The organism is Acinetobacter legionensis (genome assembly GCF_048552295.1).
Taxonomy (GTDB): Bacteria; Pseudomonadota; Gammaproteobacteria; order Pseudomonadales; family Moraxellaceae; genus Acinetobacter.
In genome coordinates this window covers 48615-63937 of the sequence record NZ_JBIMCW010000025.1, presented here as the reverse complement: position 1 = coordinate 63937, position 15323 = coordinate 48615, and the positions used below count along the sequence as shown (strand labels likewise).

The window sequence follows — 15323 nt, the reverse complement described above, 5'->3', positions numbered from 1 at the left end:
CTTCACCTTTGGCGGGTGGAGGACCAAAAGCCAATAAACCATTTTCAGAATGCAGGAATACATCTTTGTCTGTTGGCAAGTATTTTGAAATCTTGGTCGGTAAACCAATACCTAAATTGACATATGCACCATCGGGAATATCTTGGGCAACACGTTCAGCAATTTGGTCACGGCTTAGTTTTTGGTAGCTCATTGTTATTCTCCATTACTATTGGCTGCATCAACTGCAACCACATGCTGAACAAAAATTCCTGGGGTAATAATATGCTCAGGATCGAGCTGACCCAGTTCAACCACCTCTGAAACCTGTGCAATGGTGACATCTGCAGCCATCGCCATAATTGGACCAAAGTTACGTGCTGATTTGTTATAAACCAAGTTGCCCCAACGGTCGCCTTGATGTGCTTTAATCAATGCAAAGTCTGCTTTAATCGGATATTCAAGTACGTAGTCTTTGCCATCGATATGACGTGTTTCCTTGCCATCTGCCAATAAAGTACCAAAGCCTGTTGGGGTAAAGACTGCACCTAAACCCATCCCCGCGGCTTGAATACGACAGGCGAGATTGCCTTGAGGAACCAGTTCCAGTTCGATCTTGCCCGCATGATAGAGTTCATCGAATACCCAAGAATCAGACTGACGGGGGAAAGAACAAATGATTTTACGGACTGCACCTGATTTAAGCAGTTTCGCTAGACCGTAATCGCCATTGCCTGCATTGTTATTGACAATCACCAGATCTTTAACGCCAAGTTCAATCAGCCCATCGATCAGCTCTGCGGGCTGTCCTGCTGTTCCAAAGCCACCAATCATAATGGTTGCACCATCTTTGATTTGAGATAAGGTATTTTCTACAGATGCACTAATCTTGTTAATCATTCTATCCAATAACCTTTTGTTTATTTAAAACAAAATCAAATTCCAAAGTGTAAAAAGGAGAGTTTTGCAACTGTCCATTAGGATCTAATCCTTCTTCATGACGAATCCATTGAGCAATTAAAGAGGAGCGAACACCGAATACTGCGTCAGAATCTAAATATTCTCCATTTTCTTTAAAAACATGAGTAACTAAGCGTTGGTAACCAGGAGATGTAATCATAAAATGAAGATGGGCTGGTCTCCATGGATGTCGATTTAAAGCTTTAAGCATTTTGCCTACTGGCCCATCATGTGGAATTGGATAGGCTTCAGGTACAATTGTTTGAAAATGATAATGGCCATCATGATCAGCTTTTAAAACGGCTCGTCCTTGGTATGTATTTAGATTTTCTTTTTGAACATCGTAATAACCATCATCATCTGCTTGCCAAACTTCTATAATTGCGTTGGGTATAGGTTCTCCATTTATACCTTTAATTTTTCCATTCACAAACCAAGGAGTACCCTTAACACCTTCACTTATATTCGAGCCTAATTCTAAAATTGGAGCATTTTGAACATGAAAGGGGCCGAATACGGTAGCTTCTGTACATCCCTGTGGTTTTTTATGGTTCTGAGCAATCACTAGGGTTGATAGGCCTAAAGTATCTGAAAGAAGGATAAATTCTTGACGTGTAGGGCTACAAATTTGCCCGACATCAGTCAAAAATTTAATACCAATCTCCCATTCTTCTTCGGTCAGTTCAACTTCACGAGCAAAAGAATGTAAATGTTTTACAAGGGAATGCATTATATCTTTTAGGCGGTCATTGGATGAGAAGGAGTTGCGTTCTATAACTGCTTGTGTGATTGTTCTTTCATCTAAATTTTTCATTGGCTTTTCCATAAAAAAGTAACTTTTCTCCATTTACCTCATGCTAATCTGACGTAAAATGTAATAAAACAGTACAAAGGAAAATCTTTATTTCATTTTGGAAATAATGATAGAAGGGAAGTAGATGGACAGACTTACGAGCATGGAATTATTTGTGGCAGTTGCTGAGTTAGGAACTCTGAATAAAGCTGCAGAGAAACTGGATATTTCAAATGCCGCAGCAACGCGTCATATTACTGCACTAGAAACCCGTTTAAATGTAAGATTAATTGAACGAAGTACAAGACGATTAGCTTTAACAAATATTGGAATTGAATATTATAAAAAGTGTAAGTCATTTCTAGCAGAGCTAGATCAAAGTGAAGCAGAAATAACCTCTTCAGCGGTTGAACCTGAAGGTACGGTAACAATTACCTCATCAATTTCTTTTGCTATTATGCATATTACGCCTTTAATACCAAAATTTAATAAGCTATATCCTAAAATAAAAATAAATATAGTCGGTGCTAATCGTTACTATGACATTATAGATAGTAATATTGATATCGCCATTCGTACTAGAGAGTTTGAACCAGATTCTAATTTAACAATTAGAAAACTTGCTACTACCCATCGAATTCTTGCAGCATCTTATGATTATATAAAGAAAAGAGGTAAACCAAAATCAATTGAAGAACTCGAAAGTCATGATATTTTACTATACAGCCATGCAAATAATCCGAGGAATTTGAGTTTTCAAAAAGGAGATGAAATCAAAAACTTTGCAATAAATCCTATTCTTGAAACAAATGATGGACAAATTGTGAGGGCTGCTGCTTTAGGTGGTTCTGGAATTTTGATTCAACCTTTATATATTATTTATCAAGATATTGTAGAGGGGAGATTAATTCCAATCTTAACAGACTGGAAGCTACCTGAACTTACTGTAAATATCGCATTTCAAAGTCGTCAATTCATGCCTATCAAAAATCGATTGTTTATTGACTTTTTAATAGAAGACTTTAAAAACAAAGAATATGAAAGATATTGGAATAGCATTCAGTAATATATTGATTTTAATTATACTATTTAAATTATGGACTATTGAAATAGAGATTATTTCAATGATGAAATAATCTTTTCCTTAAAAGCTCTTTATACACATAAAAGAAAAAGCTAATTTGCATTCATTAGGAGTATTAACGAGATTTTACAGGAGTTAAATCGTGCAGAAAGAGAAATTAAAAGTTGCTTTATTAGGGATTACTCACCCTCATACCTCCGGGCGTGTAAAAGCATTACAACGCCGGCATGATGTTGAAATATATGGTGCCGCAGATGATAGTGAGTTATTGGGTTCTTTCTGTGATGCTTTAAATTTAGTAGAGCGTACTAAAGAAGAAATTTTGAACAATCCTGAAATTGACATTATTTTAGTACATTCTAAAAGCTATGAAATGGCAGATTTGACTATTGCTGCTTTAGAAAAAGGTAAAGCTGTTCTAGTTGAAAAACCTGCGGGACGAGGGGTACAAGATACTCAACGCATTGTCGATACTGTAGAAAAATATAATGGCTTTGTTCAGGTTGGGTATTGTTGGCGTTTTGCTCCCTCTATCAATGTAATGCAAGACTGTTTAAAGCAAGGTAAGATTGGTAAAGTCTTACAAGTTCGTGCGCATGCTGGATGTTCACATAATGAAGCAGAAACAGCTCATATGCGTCAACCAGGTGATTTAGGTGGTGCTTTTTTTGTCATTGGTTGCCACTTATTTGATCGAGTTATTCATCATTTTGGTATGCCTAAATCTGTGAATGCTCGAATTACCAAATTTGATGGGTTCAAAGGTGAAGAAGCACGAGAAGATGCTGCTGGAGCAATTTTAAATTACGATGATAAAATTGTAGTCGTTGATTTTATGTCTTGGGATGTATTACCTTGGACTGAAAGCTGGGATATGACTGCTTACGGAACAGAAGGTATTATGTCATCTCGTTCATTACCTTCATCTTATAAGCTTTACCAAACAGGTAAAGTGGAAGGAACAATACAAGGTTGGACAGAGTGGCATGAAACAAGTTTCCCTGAAATTTGGGCAACAAAGAAGACAGAATATTCACCAGAAATTGCAGAAATTGGTAATCCAATTTATTTTGATCGTGAATTAAATGCATTTCTTGATTCATATTTAAATAAAAAACCTTCTCAGGTTCCTGCAGTGCAAGCGCATAATATTTCTATTCTATTAGCAAAATTATTTGAATCAGCAGGAAATAAGGGAACTGAGGTTTTTTTATAATTAATTAGTATAAAAAAAGACAGCCATGGCTGTCTTTTTTTATTTCTACTGTGAAAAAGTCATTTGCTCAAACAATGATATAAACCCTATAAAGATTTTTTTATATTTATAAATATATGTATCATGGATGAGATAATTATATGGAAAAAAAAACGCCACAAAATAGCAATCTGGAGGATTATCCGCAATAGAGGCATTATTATCTAGTACAGATATAGGTGTAATTTCGGGTGCTTTACCTTTATTAAATAAAGAATTTAATTTGAATCCACTATTGAAAGGATGGATTGCCAGAACATTGATGGCTGGGGCTGTATTAGACGAATTAATTGCAGGACAAATTTTCAAAAAATAGGGTAGAAGAGCTGCAACCCTGATTTCTTCGATTATTTTTTGGGTACTTGTTTATCTTATTGTATTCACTCAATCAATTACAGTATTAATTAATGGGGGGAATTGGTATCTCTTCTTTTGCAGCATCGCTATATGTGCCCGAAGTCGCTCCTAGAACAGTTGGGGGTAAAGCAATTTCTATCTTTAATTTCATGATCACTTTTGACATTTTAGCCACATTCTTCTGTAATTGAATGTTTAGTTTCTTGAAAGTTGGAGGGAAATGTTTGTCGTTCTTTTTGTGCCCGCTATCATATTATTTGTTGGAACTTTTACAGTGCTGAGAAGCGCAAGATGCTTAGCATTAAAAGAGCGAAATCAAGAAGCTTTAACCGTCTTAAAGAGGATTAGGGCTACTGGTCAAGAAGCAGTAATAGAACTCAAAAAAATATATGAAACTATTGCTAAAACAAGTGAGAGTAAAGGTTTTTAATTATTTCTTTCTAATAAAAATTTTAAACGTTCAATCGGATTAGGGGGTAGCTTGTATGCGATTGGGCAATTTACGGGCATTAGTATTGTACTTGTTTTTTGCCCCTATATTATTTGAATTAGCAGGTTGTGTTTGACTTCAAAATCAGTTGCTATCAACTGTTCTATTGGCTGATGTAAAAGTTGATTTCAATGCTTTTGCATCTATGATTATTGATAAATGTGGCCGTAAACCAATGCTATATGGTGGTTTTAGTGCCATTGAAGTGAGTCTAGGTTTTGTCGCATATGGTCTTTTTAATAATATTCCAATATTTGTGCTATTGAGCTTAGTTCTATTTATGATTGGCTTTTCATTTTCAGGTGGGCCTGTCGTTTGAATATTAAGTTCTGAAATTCAGCCTTTGTAAGATCATGATTTTAGGATTGATTATTCGATATTAATTTGTTGATTTTAAGATATTTTTTTGGTTGTAGCAGCACAGTTTGGTGCAGGTGAAACTTTTACTTTTTTAGCGATATTGAACCTTTAATTTTTAGTATTTTTTACTATTTTGTTGCAGACACAAAAATATACCGCTAGAGCATATTGAGAAAAACTTACTGGATGGAAAACCGCTCAAAGACCTAGGGGGAAACTATTAAACTAATTTTGAATTGAATGATTTAAATTTATAAGCATGTATAGGTAAGTGATTATATTACAGTGAGATATGATGATGAATAAAGAGATTAGAGTTGTTGCTAAATTGGTCGTTCAAAGAAATCAGATTCATAAATTTATTGAAGAATTTAAAGAACTTGTGAATCAGAAGTGAAAAGAAATCGGTTGTTTAAAATATGAATTACACCAAGAAATACATGACCCTGCCACATTGATATTTTTTGAGAAGTAGAGAACGAAGGATGATCTAGATAAATATTTGAAAATTTTTTTTTATTTCCTGTTTTAAAAAGTAGGCAGTATGGTTGAGCGCAATGATACTCATATTATCGAAAAAAATTAATAACCAAATTTAGCGTTTATTTTTATTTCGTATGAATGGATAGATAGATAAGAGAAAGTACTCATATTTTTAATATTGTCAGAAGTTTACGTAATGAATTTAATTTATATCCTATTGTCATTATTAGGTGGTATTGCACTATCTATCCAAGCTGCAATTAATAGTAGATTAAGTGTAGATATTGGCGATCAACTGATTATTTCTGCACTTATTTCTTTTGCAGTTGGGGGCGTCTGCCTATTTGTTCTGGCATTACAGGCTGATTGGCATAGTCTGAATCAGAATATTAGTTTACAGCCTTAGTGGAGTTGGATAGGGGAAGAGCTAGGTGCAAGTCTTATCTTTACGTCTGTTTTCTTGCTTCAAAACAAGGAATAATAAATACGATATTTCTTTTCATTAGTGGAAAATTCGTGACAGGGATAGTGATTGATAGCCAAGGGTTAGTCCAAATGCCAATACGAACTGTATATTGGTAGAAGTTTGTTGGGATGGAGGGCATGTTTCTTGTTTTATTTTTATTTATGTTTGGGGAGCGTTGGCTAAAAAGAACTTAGTTTTATGGTGTTTTTTTGTTCTCTTCCCATAAAAATCCTTAATAGTTAAATGAGAGACTCTTCTCATAAAGAGCAGTCTCATTAAAAATTATTTTATAGAGTTTTGAGTGGACTTTTCTATCATAAAGGCTATTGCTAAGATCAGCAATCCACCTAAGCTGAATATTGAACCTATCCAAATTGGTGAAAGCCATCCCAAATGGTGGTTGATCGCCCATCCACCTAAAAATGCTCCGAGTGCATTGGCTAAATTAAATGCAGAGTGATTGAGTGAAGCTGCTAAGCCTTGTGCATCACCTGCCACATGCATAAGTCGCATTTGTAAGGTATTACTCAATCCAATAATAACCAGACCAATAAAAAATAAGCCGATAATGGCTGTATAAAGATTTTTCATTAGAAAGCACACACAAATAAATGTTAATGCTGAACTGATTAAAATACCAACAATGGTTTTATTAAGATTCTTATCAGCAAAATGACCTGATAAAAGTCCACCAATGACCATACCAACTCCCCAAATTGCAAGTGCCATAGGCACAACGGTAATATCAGCTAGTGTATATTCAGTCAAAATTGGAGAAATATAACTATAAGTTGAAAACATCCCCCCAAAGCCAATAGCAGCAACAGCAAGCGTTAACCACATATTGATATTTTTAAGTCCTGCCAATTCATTTTTGACACTTGCCGTCTTATGGACAGAGATATTAGGGACAAAAAATATAATTGCAATTAAGGTTATAACAGCGATAGTCGCTGAAAATTCAAATCCAGCACGCCAGCCAAATTGTTGCCCCATCCAGGTTGCCAAGGGAACCCCAACCACCGTTGAACTGGTTAATCCCATCATCATTAAAGCAACTGCTGTGGATTGTTGTTTAGGATTTGCAAGTTGAGCAGTTACCAAGGCGCCCACCCCAAAGTAGGCTCCATGAGGAAGCCCTGCAATAAATCGGGATAATAATACTGTTTCAGGTGCATGCGCTAAAGCTGTAAAAGCATTTGCTACACCATAAAATAACATAAGTATAAGTAAGAGCATTTTGCGAGGAAGTTTAGCACATGAGATTGCTATGATAGGTGCTCCAATGACCACCCCTAAAGCATAAGCACTGATAAAATGCCCAGCATCAGGGATAGAAACCTGTAGATCTTTTGCAATTTCCTGAATAAGTCCCATAGCAACAAATTCAGTTGTACCGATACAGAATCCACCCATTGCAATGGCGAATATAACCCATAAGAGAGAATATGACGAAGCTGGATGAGTATTCATAAGTAGGAAAGCCAATAATAAAATTGAAGTTAGTGAAGTAAATAAAAAAAGATCTAAGATTTGGTCTTAGATCTTTTTTGTGTACATTTGAATGATTAACTATAGAAGTCAAAACCAGTTGTTAAACCGGCATCTGCCATTAGATCGGCACCTAATAGTGCACTTGAACCTGAAGATAATAAGAATAGAATCGTTTTTGCAACATCTTCTACTTCAAGAATCTGGCCGTATGGCTGACGATTTGCACGTTTAGGATGGAAGCTTGGATCGTTTACCGATTCAACATGACGTTTGAACAAGCCTGCCATCATTGGCCCTGGGCTCACAATGTTGACTTTAATGCCATCACGAGCATAGTCTAGTGAAGTGGTACGAGCAAGTTCACGGACAGCTGCTTTTGAAGCAGAATAAATTGGTAAGCCTTGTTCACCAAACGTTGCACATATACTGCCGATCAAAACAATACTACCTTGTTTGTTTGGTAGCATTAATGGTAAGGCAGCTTGAAGCGCTTGAATTGTGCCTAAAATATTTACGTCAAATACTTTCTTAATACGATCTGGTGTCACATCAAGAATACGGTCGATATCTGTCACTGCCGCACAAGGTACTAATCCTACGTGCTTAAAATTACCTGCTTTTACTGCACCAGTCAGGGTAACCCATGATTCAGGATTTGTAATATCGCCTTGGAAATGTTGATAATGATCTAATGCATCTAAAGTTGCTGTTTTTCCAGCAATATCTAGACCAAAAACTTTTACATTTGCTTGAGTTAATGCAATTGCCATAGCTTCACCAAGACCTGAAGATGTGCCAGTAAGAATTACTGCTTCAGGCATGTCAAATGTAATTTGTTGGGATAGACTCATTTATAAAACTCCATTTTAGATTAATTTTAGATTAGAAAAGTTTTCTTTAATTTCCTAAGTTTTATTTTAAATTGAATTCTTTATTTTAAAAGAACATTAATTAAAAACAGTTTTTCTAAAAATGAAAACATACGATTAAATATCTTGTAAATGGTATTTTATAGAATAGGAAATTTAATATCTTATAAATAAAAACCCAATAGTTATAAAAGAACTATTGGGTGGATAATTAATATTATGCAGTTACAGAGTTAAATGCATTTATTGTAGTTTCATAAGCATTTTTTGCCATTTCATCAAGGGGTAAAGTACGATGATCTCGCGAAATTAGTTCAACGCCATAATAAGGTTGATTGAAACCCGCTTTTTTAATTTCATTCAAGAATAGAGGAATATCATACGAACCTTGGCCACATAGCATCCGATGGTGTGTAGAATCATTAAATAAGTCAATCTCAATTTCCTCTGCTGCATCGTTTAATTCAACAGATTTAATAAGATGAGCAGGAACAGTGCTAATTTTTTCGAAATCAATATTGCCACGTGCTAAATGCCAAATGTCTAAGCATAAACCGCCATTAGTATCGCCAGTATCTACGATCTTTAAACCATCCTCGAGAGTTGCTAAGCGAGAGAATGGCATAATTTCTAAAGCTACATTTGCATTAACTTGAGCAACTTCTTTACATAATTTTGAAAATTCGTCAGACATTTTCTCTAAAGAGTTTGGTGAATTTTCAAATGGTCGTGCTCCAATTTTAAGGTTACACATACCCAATTCAGCACCAAGCTCAATCATTTTAGAACGTTCATAGTCAGATACCTTTCTAGCTTCACCATCCAAATACCAATCGAGTAAAATTTCAAGTTCAAAGTATTTTATATCATTGTCTTTTAATATTTGACGAAGAGTTGCTGTACTCGTTTTTTCGAGATTTGCTTGCAGATCACTTAAAACTAATCCGATTCCTTTCCAACCTGCTTTAGATGCAGATTCTACACGTTGTTGTAATGAAAATGGGCTAATTTCTGTCGGTGCACCAGGATATACGTTTCCAGCTAATGTCCAATATGCAGCTAGTAAATCTGGTTTATTCATGAGATTTTCCTTTAATTCATGTCTGAAAGTGTTTATTTAAAACGAACGTGTTTATAACCAGTAAGGTCTTGAGTAACTGCACACCAGCAGATAAGTGCGTAACAGATAGCAGGAACAATAAATGCTGTTGAAATACTTGTGATATCTGATAAGTAACCCATGACAAGCGGTAAAATTGCACCACCAACAAACATCGTCACCATAAGAGATGCTGCCATTTGAGATTTTTTACCTAGACCACGAACGCCCATTGAAAAGATAGTTGGATATAAAGTTGATTTGAACAAGAAGATACAGATAAGTACGACAACAGAAATATAGTCATAACCTAGCATTACAAATAGGCAACCAATCACGCAGACAGAACTGTTAAAGATTTGGAGTTTTCGAGGATCAATACGCTTCATGATAAAGATGCCTAAGAAGCGGCCAGTCATATAACAGAACATTGCCATTGATAAGAAATAAGCAGCTTTACTTGGAGTAATTCCATGCCAATGCTCAATCACATAGTTAATGAAAAAAGCACCGATACCAAAATGTGCACCGTTATAGCAAAATTGGGAAAGCATAGCTTTACGCACATTCTTAATTTTTAATAAAGGAATATTTTCATAAACAGTATCTTCTGGGCGAGGAGCAATACTATTTTCATCTTCATTATTTGTTTCTGGTAACTTAATCGAAATAATATATCCGATGACACACAACACTAGAATAGAAAGCACAGCGTAAGTCATTGTTGCAGGCTCAACATAAAAGCCTCCCACAGTTCCCGCTGGAATAAAAAATACGGCTCCACCTACTAAAGGACCACACATTCCCCCCATACCGCCAAATGCCTGCGCCATAGTTAAACGGCGAGTTGCATCTTTAGGGTCACCTAATTTAGTAGCATATAAATTACAAACAATTTCTAAGCAGGCCAAGCCAGTCGCTAAAATAAAGATTGCGGTTAGAAAGGCTGAAAAAGTTCCAATTTGAGCAGCAGGAACAAAGCCCATACAACCTATGGCGAACAGCATTAATCCCACAATAATTGAGTTTTTATAGCCATATTTTTTCATAAGCAATCCCACAGGAATTGCAGATAAAAAATAAGCGCCTAAATATGCTGTTTGAACAAATGCAGATTGGCCATGTGATATATGGAAAACATCCTGAAAATGTTTATTCAATACATCTAGTAATGTGTGTGAAAATGCCCACATGAAGTTAAAAGCTGTAACAATGATCATTGTCGCTTTTAACGTAATTGCTTTCTTGTTTACTGGCGCAACTGTAATTTTACTAAAACTCGCATCCATTGCTAGTTTCCTTGCAAATGATATATAGCCCCTCGAAGAAATACGCTTAGAGCATATTTCTTGAGCTATTTAATTAAGTCGTTAAGAACCTTACTCTTAAATAAGAAATAACTTATGCAGCAAGTGACTTTGTTGGACCTTCTGCATTTACGGTAATAGCTTTATTACTTTCTACTGATTCCATTGCACAAACTGCTAAATAAAGCGCTTGGAGTCCATCGAATAAATTGGTAGGGAACTCTTGTCCTTCCACTAGGCTGGATACAAAGATATTAAATTCATTTCTATATGAGCTCGTGTAACGTTCTAAGAAGAAATTTAATAGAGGCTTTTGTGAGCTAGTGAAATCGTGAGTGTATTTTTTCAGGGTAGAAGGGCGGTGGTTCTGGGTTTTTAATAAACCTTGAGAACCAAGTACCTCAATACGTTGATCATAACCATAGACAGCCTCACGACAGTTATTGATGATGCACTGTTTACCTGATTTGGTTTTCAATGTAATGCTGCAAGTATCGTAGTCATTAATACTCGCTAGTTCTTCATCTACTAGACGGCTTGCTGTAGCAAAGATTTCAACTGGCTCTTCACCGAGAATATGTCGGGCCGTATCAAAATCATGAATTGTCATATCTTTGAAGATACCACCTGAGGTCTTCATATATTCGACGGGTTGCATACCAGGATCACGACTTGTAATAATAACTTGGCGAATCTCACCAATTTCGTTGTTCAAAATAGCATCTTTAATTGCGATTGTATCTTCATCAAAACGGCGATTAAAAGCGAGCATTACTTTACCATTATGACTTTGAATTTCTTGAACTGCTGCAATAGAACGTTCAAAATCAAGATCAATTGGCTTTTCACAGAGAACAGGTTTTTTACGTTTTACTGCATGTAACATTAAGTCAACATGTAAATCTGTTGCCGTTGCAATTACAACAGCATCAACGTCATCTCTATCAATTGCTTCGTAATAGTCATAACATGCTTCACAATTAAGTTCATTGGCAAGCTTTTCCACACCCTCTTTCCATGGGTCTGCAATGAGTTTCAATTCACATTGCGAATTAAGAAAAGCGCTTTTAGAATGAATTTGAGCAATACGTCCTGCGCCTAAAATAGCAACTCTCAACATTTCTTACTTCCTTTTAGAAAATAGGTAATCATGAAAAATACCCTGTTGATAATTAGGGTATACAAGCCGTTTTTGAAAAAGAATAGCTATTTCTAAAAACACTTTTTCATTTTTGAAATTACCAGATTGCATTCCATTAGCATTTTTATAGGCAGATTAAAACCCTTTATTTTTCCAGATTATGCAAAAGACATTTTCTAATTTGACATTTTTTTCCAGTTTTTGCGCTCCTATACTTCAAAACAATTGATAAGAACCATCCCCCAACAAATGAATGTTGGAAAAATTGATTAGTGAGTAAGTGCGACAGGAACGTCGTAAATATAAGGGAGAAGTGAGTTTGATAACTTACTCAAAAGACAAATAAATTTATAGTTGTTAACCAAGTGTCTTAAGGCATCTAATTTGATGCTTTCAGGCTATCTTTTTTCAAGCGATCATGCAGATTTTGAATGGAATTAAAGATATCTGCAGATAAAAATTGTGCTTAATTAAGTTAAAGGAAAATGAAAATGAAAATGTATAAGACTCTTTCTACTTCTATAGCTGCGATAGCTTTAGCAACATTTGCTAATTGTACTTATGCCGCAGGTGAGTTAATTGGTATTGCTATGCCAAACAAAACAGAAGCCCGCTGGATTATGGATGGAAATAATATCGTCAATAATCTTAAAGCTAAAGGCTACAAGACGGATTTACAGTATTCAACTTATGATGTGCCAACTCAGATTTCTCAGATTGAAAATATGATTACGGCAGGTGTTAAAGTCCTGATTATTGCTCCAGTAGATGGGACAACCGTTTCGAATGTAGTACGTAAAGCAAAACAAAAAGGTATTACTGTAATTTCATATGATAAATTGATATTGAAAACCAAGGATGTTGATTATTATGCAACTTTTGATAATTTTCAGGTAGGTGCACTTCAAGGTATTTCGATTGTTAAAAAACTTGGATTAGATAAAGGTAAAGGGCCATTTAATATTGAGCTTTTTGCTGGTTCTCTTGATGACAATAATGCTCATAAATATTATGCAGGTGCAATGTCTGTATTGAATCCATATATCGCCAAAGGCAAGTTGGTGGTACGCAGTAAACAAACTGATATTAACAAAGTTGCGATTCTACAATTTGATGGTGCAAAAGCCCAAGCTCGAATGGATAACCTGCTCAGTGCTTTTTACGGTGGTACCCATGTAGATGCTGTTTTAGCACCCAATGATAATATTGCAACAGGTATTATCTCTTCGCTCAAAGGGGTTGGTTATGGTCGTCCTAATCAGCCTATGCCTGTTATTACCGGTCAAGATGCTCAGATTGCAAATATCAAAGCCATTATCCGCGGCGATCAAACATCAACCGTATTTAAAGATACTCGTTTATTAGCCAAAGCAGCAGCTGATATGGTTGATGCAATTGTCACACGTAAATCTGTTCCGGTTAATGATACAAAATCTTATAACAACGGTGTCAAAGTCGTGCCGACTTATTTAGCGAAGCCTGTTCTAGTTGAGAAGAGTAATTGGAATGCGGCACTTGTAACATCAGGTTACTACAAAGCAACTCAACTGAAATAAGTTATTCAGTCATCACTTTCTGCAAGCTTTTCAGAAAGAAAATAAGGCTATTAATTTGGATAAATGCTGGTCAGGTTGCTGATCAGCAGAGGGTTGCTGTATGGAAACAATACTTGAAATGCGTGGCATTAAAAAGAGTTTTGGACATGTTCAGGCACTAAGTCACGTTGATATGGTAGTTAAGACTGGGGAGATTCATGCAATTTGTGGTGAAAATGGTGCTGGTAAATCGACCTTAATGAAAGTTTTGAGTGGTGTTTACCCTCATGGCTCATTTGATGGTCAAATTTTATATCAAGGTGAAGTGCAAAAATTTTCTAATATTCATGACAGTGAACAACGAGGGATTATCATTATTCACCAAGAGTTGGCATTAGTGCCGATGCTATCTATCACCGAGAACATTTTTTTAGGTAATGAACAGTCCAAATTTGGTGTGATTGACTGGAATAGCTCTTATAACAAAACCAAACAGGTGCTTGCTAAAGTTGGTTTGTTGGATTCACCTGATACACTTGTTAGCGATCTTGGCATTGGTAAACAACAATTAGTTGAAATTGCTAAGGCATTATCAAAACAAGTGAAACTATTGATTTTGGACGAACCAACAGCCAGTTTAAATGATAATGACAGTGATCGGTTATTAACTCTGTTATTAGAGCTGAAGTCGCAAGGTGTCACCTCAATTATTATTTCACATAAATTAAATGAAATATCTAGAGTTGCTGACAGTATTACCATTATACGGGATGGAGCATCTGTTGATTATCTGAATTGTCGTACTGAAGAAGTCAGTGAAGATCGAATTATTAAAGCGATGGTTGGTCGTGACATGGAAGACCGTTATCCAAAACGAAGTTCTCAAATTGGCGAAGTTTTATTTGAAGTCAAAGACTGGTGTGTTGATCATCCAAACCACGCTGCACGTGAAGTGATAAAAGGAATTAGTCTTAATGCACGTAAAGGTGAAATTGTTGGGATTGCGGGACTGATGGGTTCAGGTCGTACTGAATTAGCAATGAGTATATTCGGCAAATCTTATGGAAAAAATATTCGTGGTGCGGTTTCAATTCATGGCAAGGCTATAGATGTATCAACGGTCCGAAAGGCTATTGATAATGGTCTGGCTTATGTCACGGAAGATCGGAAAGGGTATGGTTTGTTGCTTGATGAAAGTATTAGAAAAAATACCCCTTTAGCTAATCTGTCAGGTATTTCTAACCATCTAGTGACGAATGAGCATCAAGAAACCAAAATTGCAAAAGAGTTTCGAAACAAGCTTAGGATTCGAAGTGCAGATGTGGAACAACATACTGGCAATTTGTCGGGGGGGAATCAGCAAAAAGTAGTGATCAGTAAATGGTTATTTACTGCACCTGACGTACTTATTCTTGATGAACCTACACGTGGTGTGGATGTGGGTGCAAAGTATGAGATTTATACGATTATTGATCAGGTTGCCCAAGAGGGTAAATGTATCGTGATGATCTCATCCGAGATGCCCGAGCTATTGGGGATGTGTGATCGGATCTATGTCATGAATGACGGGAAAATTGTTGGGGAGTTTCTGGCAAAAGATGCAAGCCAGGAAGCCATTATGCGATCTATTATGAAGAATGGAGAAAACTAA

General features: G+C 35.9%; 17 protein-coding genes. 9 read left to right on the top strand and 8 right to left on the bottom strand.

Features of this window, described 5'->3' with window-relative positions; translation table 11 throughout:
* The 3 genes from ACG916_RS17155 to ACG916_RS17145 all read right to left on the bottom strand — a co-directional run.
* On the bottom strand, window positions 1-193 hold a 193-nt coding region (locus ACG916_RS17155; protein WP_419328472.1), incomplete at its 3' end, for a CoA-transferase.
* A gap of 2 nt (window positions 194-195) precedes the next feature.
* Complete coding sequence (locus tag ACG916_RS17150; protein ID WP_419328806.1) at window positions 196-879, bottom strand: 3-oxoacid CoA-transferase subunit A; 684 nt, start codon at window positions 877-879, stop codon at window positions 196-198.
* Window position 880: 1 nt separating this feature from the next.
* Window positions 881-1753, bottom strand: a complete 873-nt coding sequence (locus tag ACG916_RS17145) for an intradiol ring-cleavage dioxygenase (protein WP_336954154.1) — start codon at window positions 1751-1753, stop codon at window positions 881-883.
* Between the two features lie 124 nt (window positions 1754-1877).
* Here ACG916_RS17145 and ACG916_RS17140 point away from each other — a divergent pair, with 124 nt between their 5' ends.
* The 7 genes from ACG916_RS17140 to ACG916_RS17110 all read left to right on the top strand — a co-directional run bounded on the left by ACG916_RS17140 (window position 1878) and on the right by ACG916_RS17110 (window position 6343).
* Window positions 1878-2798 carry a LysR family transcriptional regulator gene (locus tag ACG916_RS17140; RefSeq protein WP_336954153.1) on the top strand — a complete coding sequence of 307 codons (921 nt, stop codon included), beginning with the start codon at window positions 1878-1880 and terminating at the stop codon, window positions 2796-2798.
* A gap of 160 nt (window positions 2799-2958) precedes the next feature.
* Window positions 2959-4032, top strand: a complete 1074-nt coding sequence (locus tag ACG916_RS17135; RefSeq protein WP_419330659.1) for a Gfo/Idh/MocA family protein — start codon at window positions 2959-2961, stop codon at window positions 4030-4032.
* A gap of 446 nt (window positions 4033-4478) precedes the next feature.
* Window positions 4479-4619 (top strand): MFS transporter, encoded by a 141-nt coding sequence (locus ACG916_RS17130; RefSeq protein WP_419328803.1) that lies wholly within the window; start codon window positions 4479-4481, stop codon window positions 4617-4619.
* Between the two features lie 29 nt (window positions 4620-4648).
* Window positions 4649-4858: an MFS transporter gene (locus ACG916_RS17125; RefSeq protein ID WP_419328801.1), complete on the top strand. Its 210-nt coding sequence runs from the start codon at window positions 4649-4651 to the stop codon at window positions 4856-4858.
* A gap of 148 nt (window positions 4859-5006) precedes the next feature.
* The gene (locus tag ACG916_RS17120) at window positions 5007-5237 is read left to right on the top strand and encodes an MFS transporter (protein WP_419328800.1); all 231 of its coding nucleotides are present in this window, start codon (window positions 5007-5009) and stop codon (window positions 5235-5237) included.
* A gap of 720 nt (window positions 5238-5957) precedes the next feature.
* Window positions 5958-6167, top strand: a complete 210-nt coding sequence (locus tag ACG916_RS17115; RefSeq protein ID WP_336954148.1) for a DMT family transporter — start codon at window positions 5958-5960, stop codon at window positions 6165-6167.
* A complete protein-coding gene (locus ACG916_RS17110; protein WP_419328798.1) occupies window positions 6167-6343 on the top strand; it encodes a DMT family transporter in 177 nt (58 codons plus the stop codon). The genes ACG916_RS17115 and ACG916_RS17110 overlap by 1 nt, the downstream gene beginning before the upstream one ends.
* A gap of 166 nt (window positions 6344-6509) precedes the next feature.
* On the opposite strand, the gene ACG916_RS17105 is transcribed toward ACG916_RS17110, so the two are convergent.
* From ACG916_RS17105 to iolG, 5 genes are all read right to left on the bottom strand, one after another.
* Window positions 6510-7700 (bottom strand): MFS transporter, encoded by a 1191-nt coding sequence (locus ACG916_RS17105; RefSeq protein WP_336954147.1) that lies wholly within the window; start codon window positions 7698-7700, stop codon window positions 6510-6512.
* A gap of 95 nt (window positions 7701-7795) precedes the next feature.
* Window positions 7796-8572 (bottom strand): SDR family NAD(P)-dependent oxidoreductase, encoded by a 777-nt coding sequence (locus ACG916_RS17100; protein ID WP_336954146.1) that lies wholly within the window; start codon window positions 8570-8572, stop codon window positions 7796-7798.
* 235 nt (window positions 8573-8807) lie between these two features.
* Complete coding sequence (locus ACG916_RS17095) at window positions 8808-9671, bottom strand: sugar phosphate isomerase/epimerase family protein (RefSeq protein ID WP_419328796.1); 864 nt, start codon at window positions 9669-9671, stop codon at window positions 8808-8810.
* A 32-nt stretch (window positions 9672-9703) separates the two neighbouring features.
* Window positions 9704-10978, bottom strand: a complete 1275-nt coding sequence (locus ACG916_RS17090) for a sugar MFS transporter (RefSeq protein WP_336954144.1) — start codon at window positions 10976-10978, stop codon at window positions 9704-9706.
* Window positions 10979-11090: 112 nt separating this feature from the next.
* Window positions 11091-12116: an inositol 2-dehydrogenase gene (gene iolG / locus ACG916_RS17085; RefSeq protein ID WP_336954142.1), complete on the bottom strand. Its 1026-nt coding sequence runs from the start codon at window positions 12114-12116 to the stop codon at window positions 11091-11093.
* Between the two features lie 512 nt (window positions 12117-12628).
* Here iolG and chvE point away from each other — a divergent pair.
* Both chvE and mmsA read left to right on the top strand, forming a co-directional pair.
* Window positions 12629-13693, top strand: a complete 1065-nt coding sequence (gene chvE / locus ACG916_RS17080) for a multiple monosaccharide ABC transporter substrate-binding protein (protein WP_419328794.1) — start codon at window positions 12629-12631, stop codon at window positions 13691-13693.
* 100 nt (window positions 13694-13793) lie between these two features.
* Window positions 13794-15323, top strand: a complete 1530-nt coding sequence (gene mmsA, locus ACG916_RS17075; RefSeq protein WP_419328793.1) for a multiple monosaccharide ABC transporter ATP-binding protein — start codon at window positions 13794-13796, stop codon at window positions 15321-15323.

Bases quoted from the DNA above. Each gene is read 5' to 3' on its own strand.
- ACG916_RS17150 (WP_419328806.1), bottom strand. From the start codon at position 879: ATGATTAACAAGATTAGTGCATCTGTAGAAAATACCTTATCTCAAATC.
- ACG916_RS17145 (WP_336954154.1), bottom strand. From the start codon at position 1,753: ATGAAAAATTTAGATGAAAGAACAATCACACAAGCAGTTATAGAACGC.
- ACG916_RS17140 (WP_336954153.1), top strand. From the start codon at position 1,878: ATGGACAGACTTACGAGCATGGAATTATTTGTGGCAGTTGCTGAGTTA.
- ACG916_RS17130 (WP_419328803.1), top strand. From the start codon at position 4,479: ATGGGGGGAATTGGTATCTCTTCTTTTGCAGCATCGCTATATGTGCCC.
- ACG916_RS17125 (WP_419328801.1), top strand. From the start codon at position 4,649: ATGTTTGTCGTTCTTTTTGTGCCCGCTATCATATTATTTGTTGGAACT.
- ACG916_RS17115 (WP_336954148.1), top strand. From the start codon at position 5,958: ATGAATTTAATTTATATCCTATTGTCATTATTAGGTGGTATTGCACTA.
- ACG916_RS17105 (WP_336954147.1), bottom strand. From the start codon at position 7,700: ATGAATACTCATCCAGCTTCGTCATATTCTCTCTTATGGGTTATATTC.
- ACG916_RS17100 (WP_336954146.1), bottom strand. From the start codon at position 8,572: ATGAGTCTATCCCAACAAATTACATTTGACATGCCTGAAGCAGTAATT.
- ACG916_RS17095 (WP_419328796.1), bottom strand. From the start codon at position 9,671: ATGAATAAACCAGATTTACTAGCTGCATATTGGACATTAGCTGGAAAC.
- ACG916_RS17090 (WP_336954144.1), bottom strand. From the start codon at position 10,978: ATGGATGCGAGTTTTAGTAAAATTACAGTTGCGCCAGTAAACAAGAAA.
- iolG (WP_336954142.1), bottom strand. From the start codon at position 12,116: ATGTTGAGAGTTGCTATTTTAGGCGCAGGACGTATTGCTCAAATTCAT.
- chvE (WP_419328794.1), top strand. From the start codon at position 12,629: ATGAAAATGTATAAGACTCTTTCTACTTCTATAGCTGCGATAGCTTTA.
- mmsA (WP_419328793.1), top strand. From the start codon at position 13,794: ATGGAAACAATACTTGAAATGCGTGGCATTAAAAAGAGTTTTGGACAT.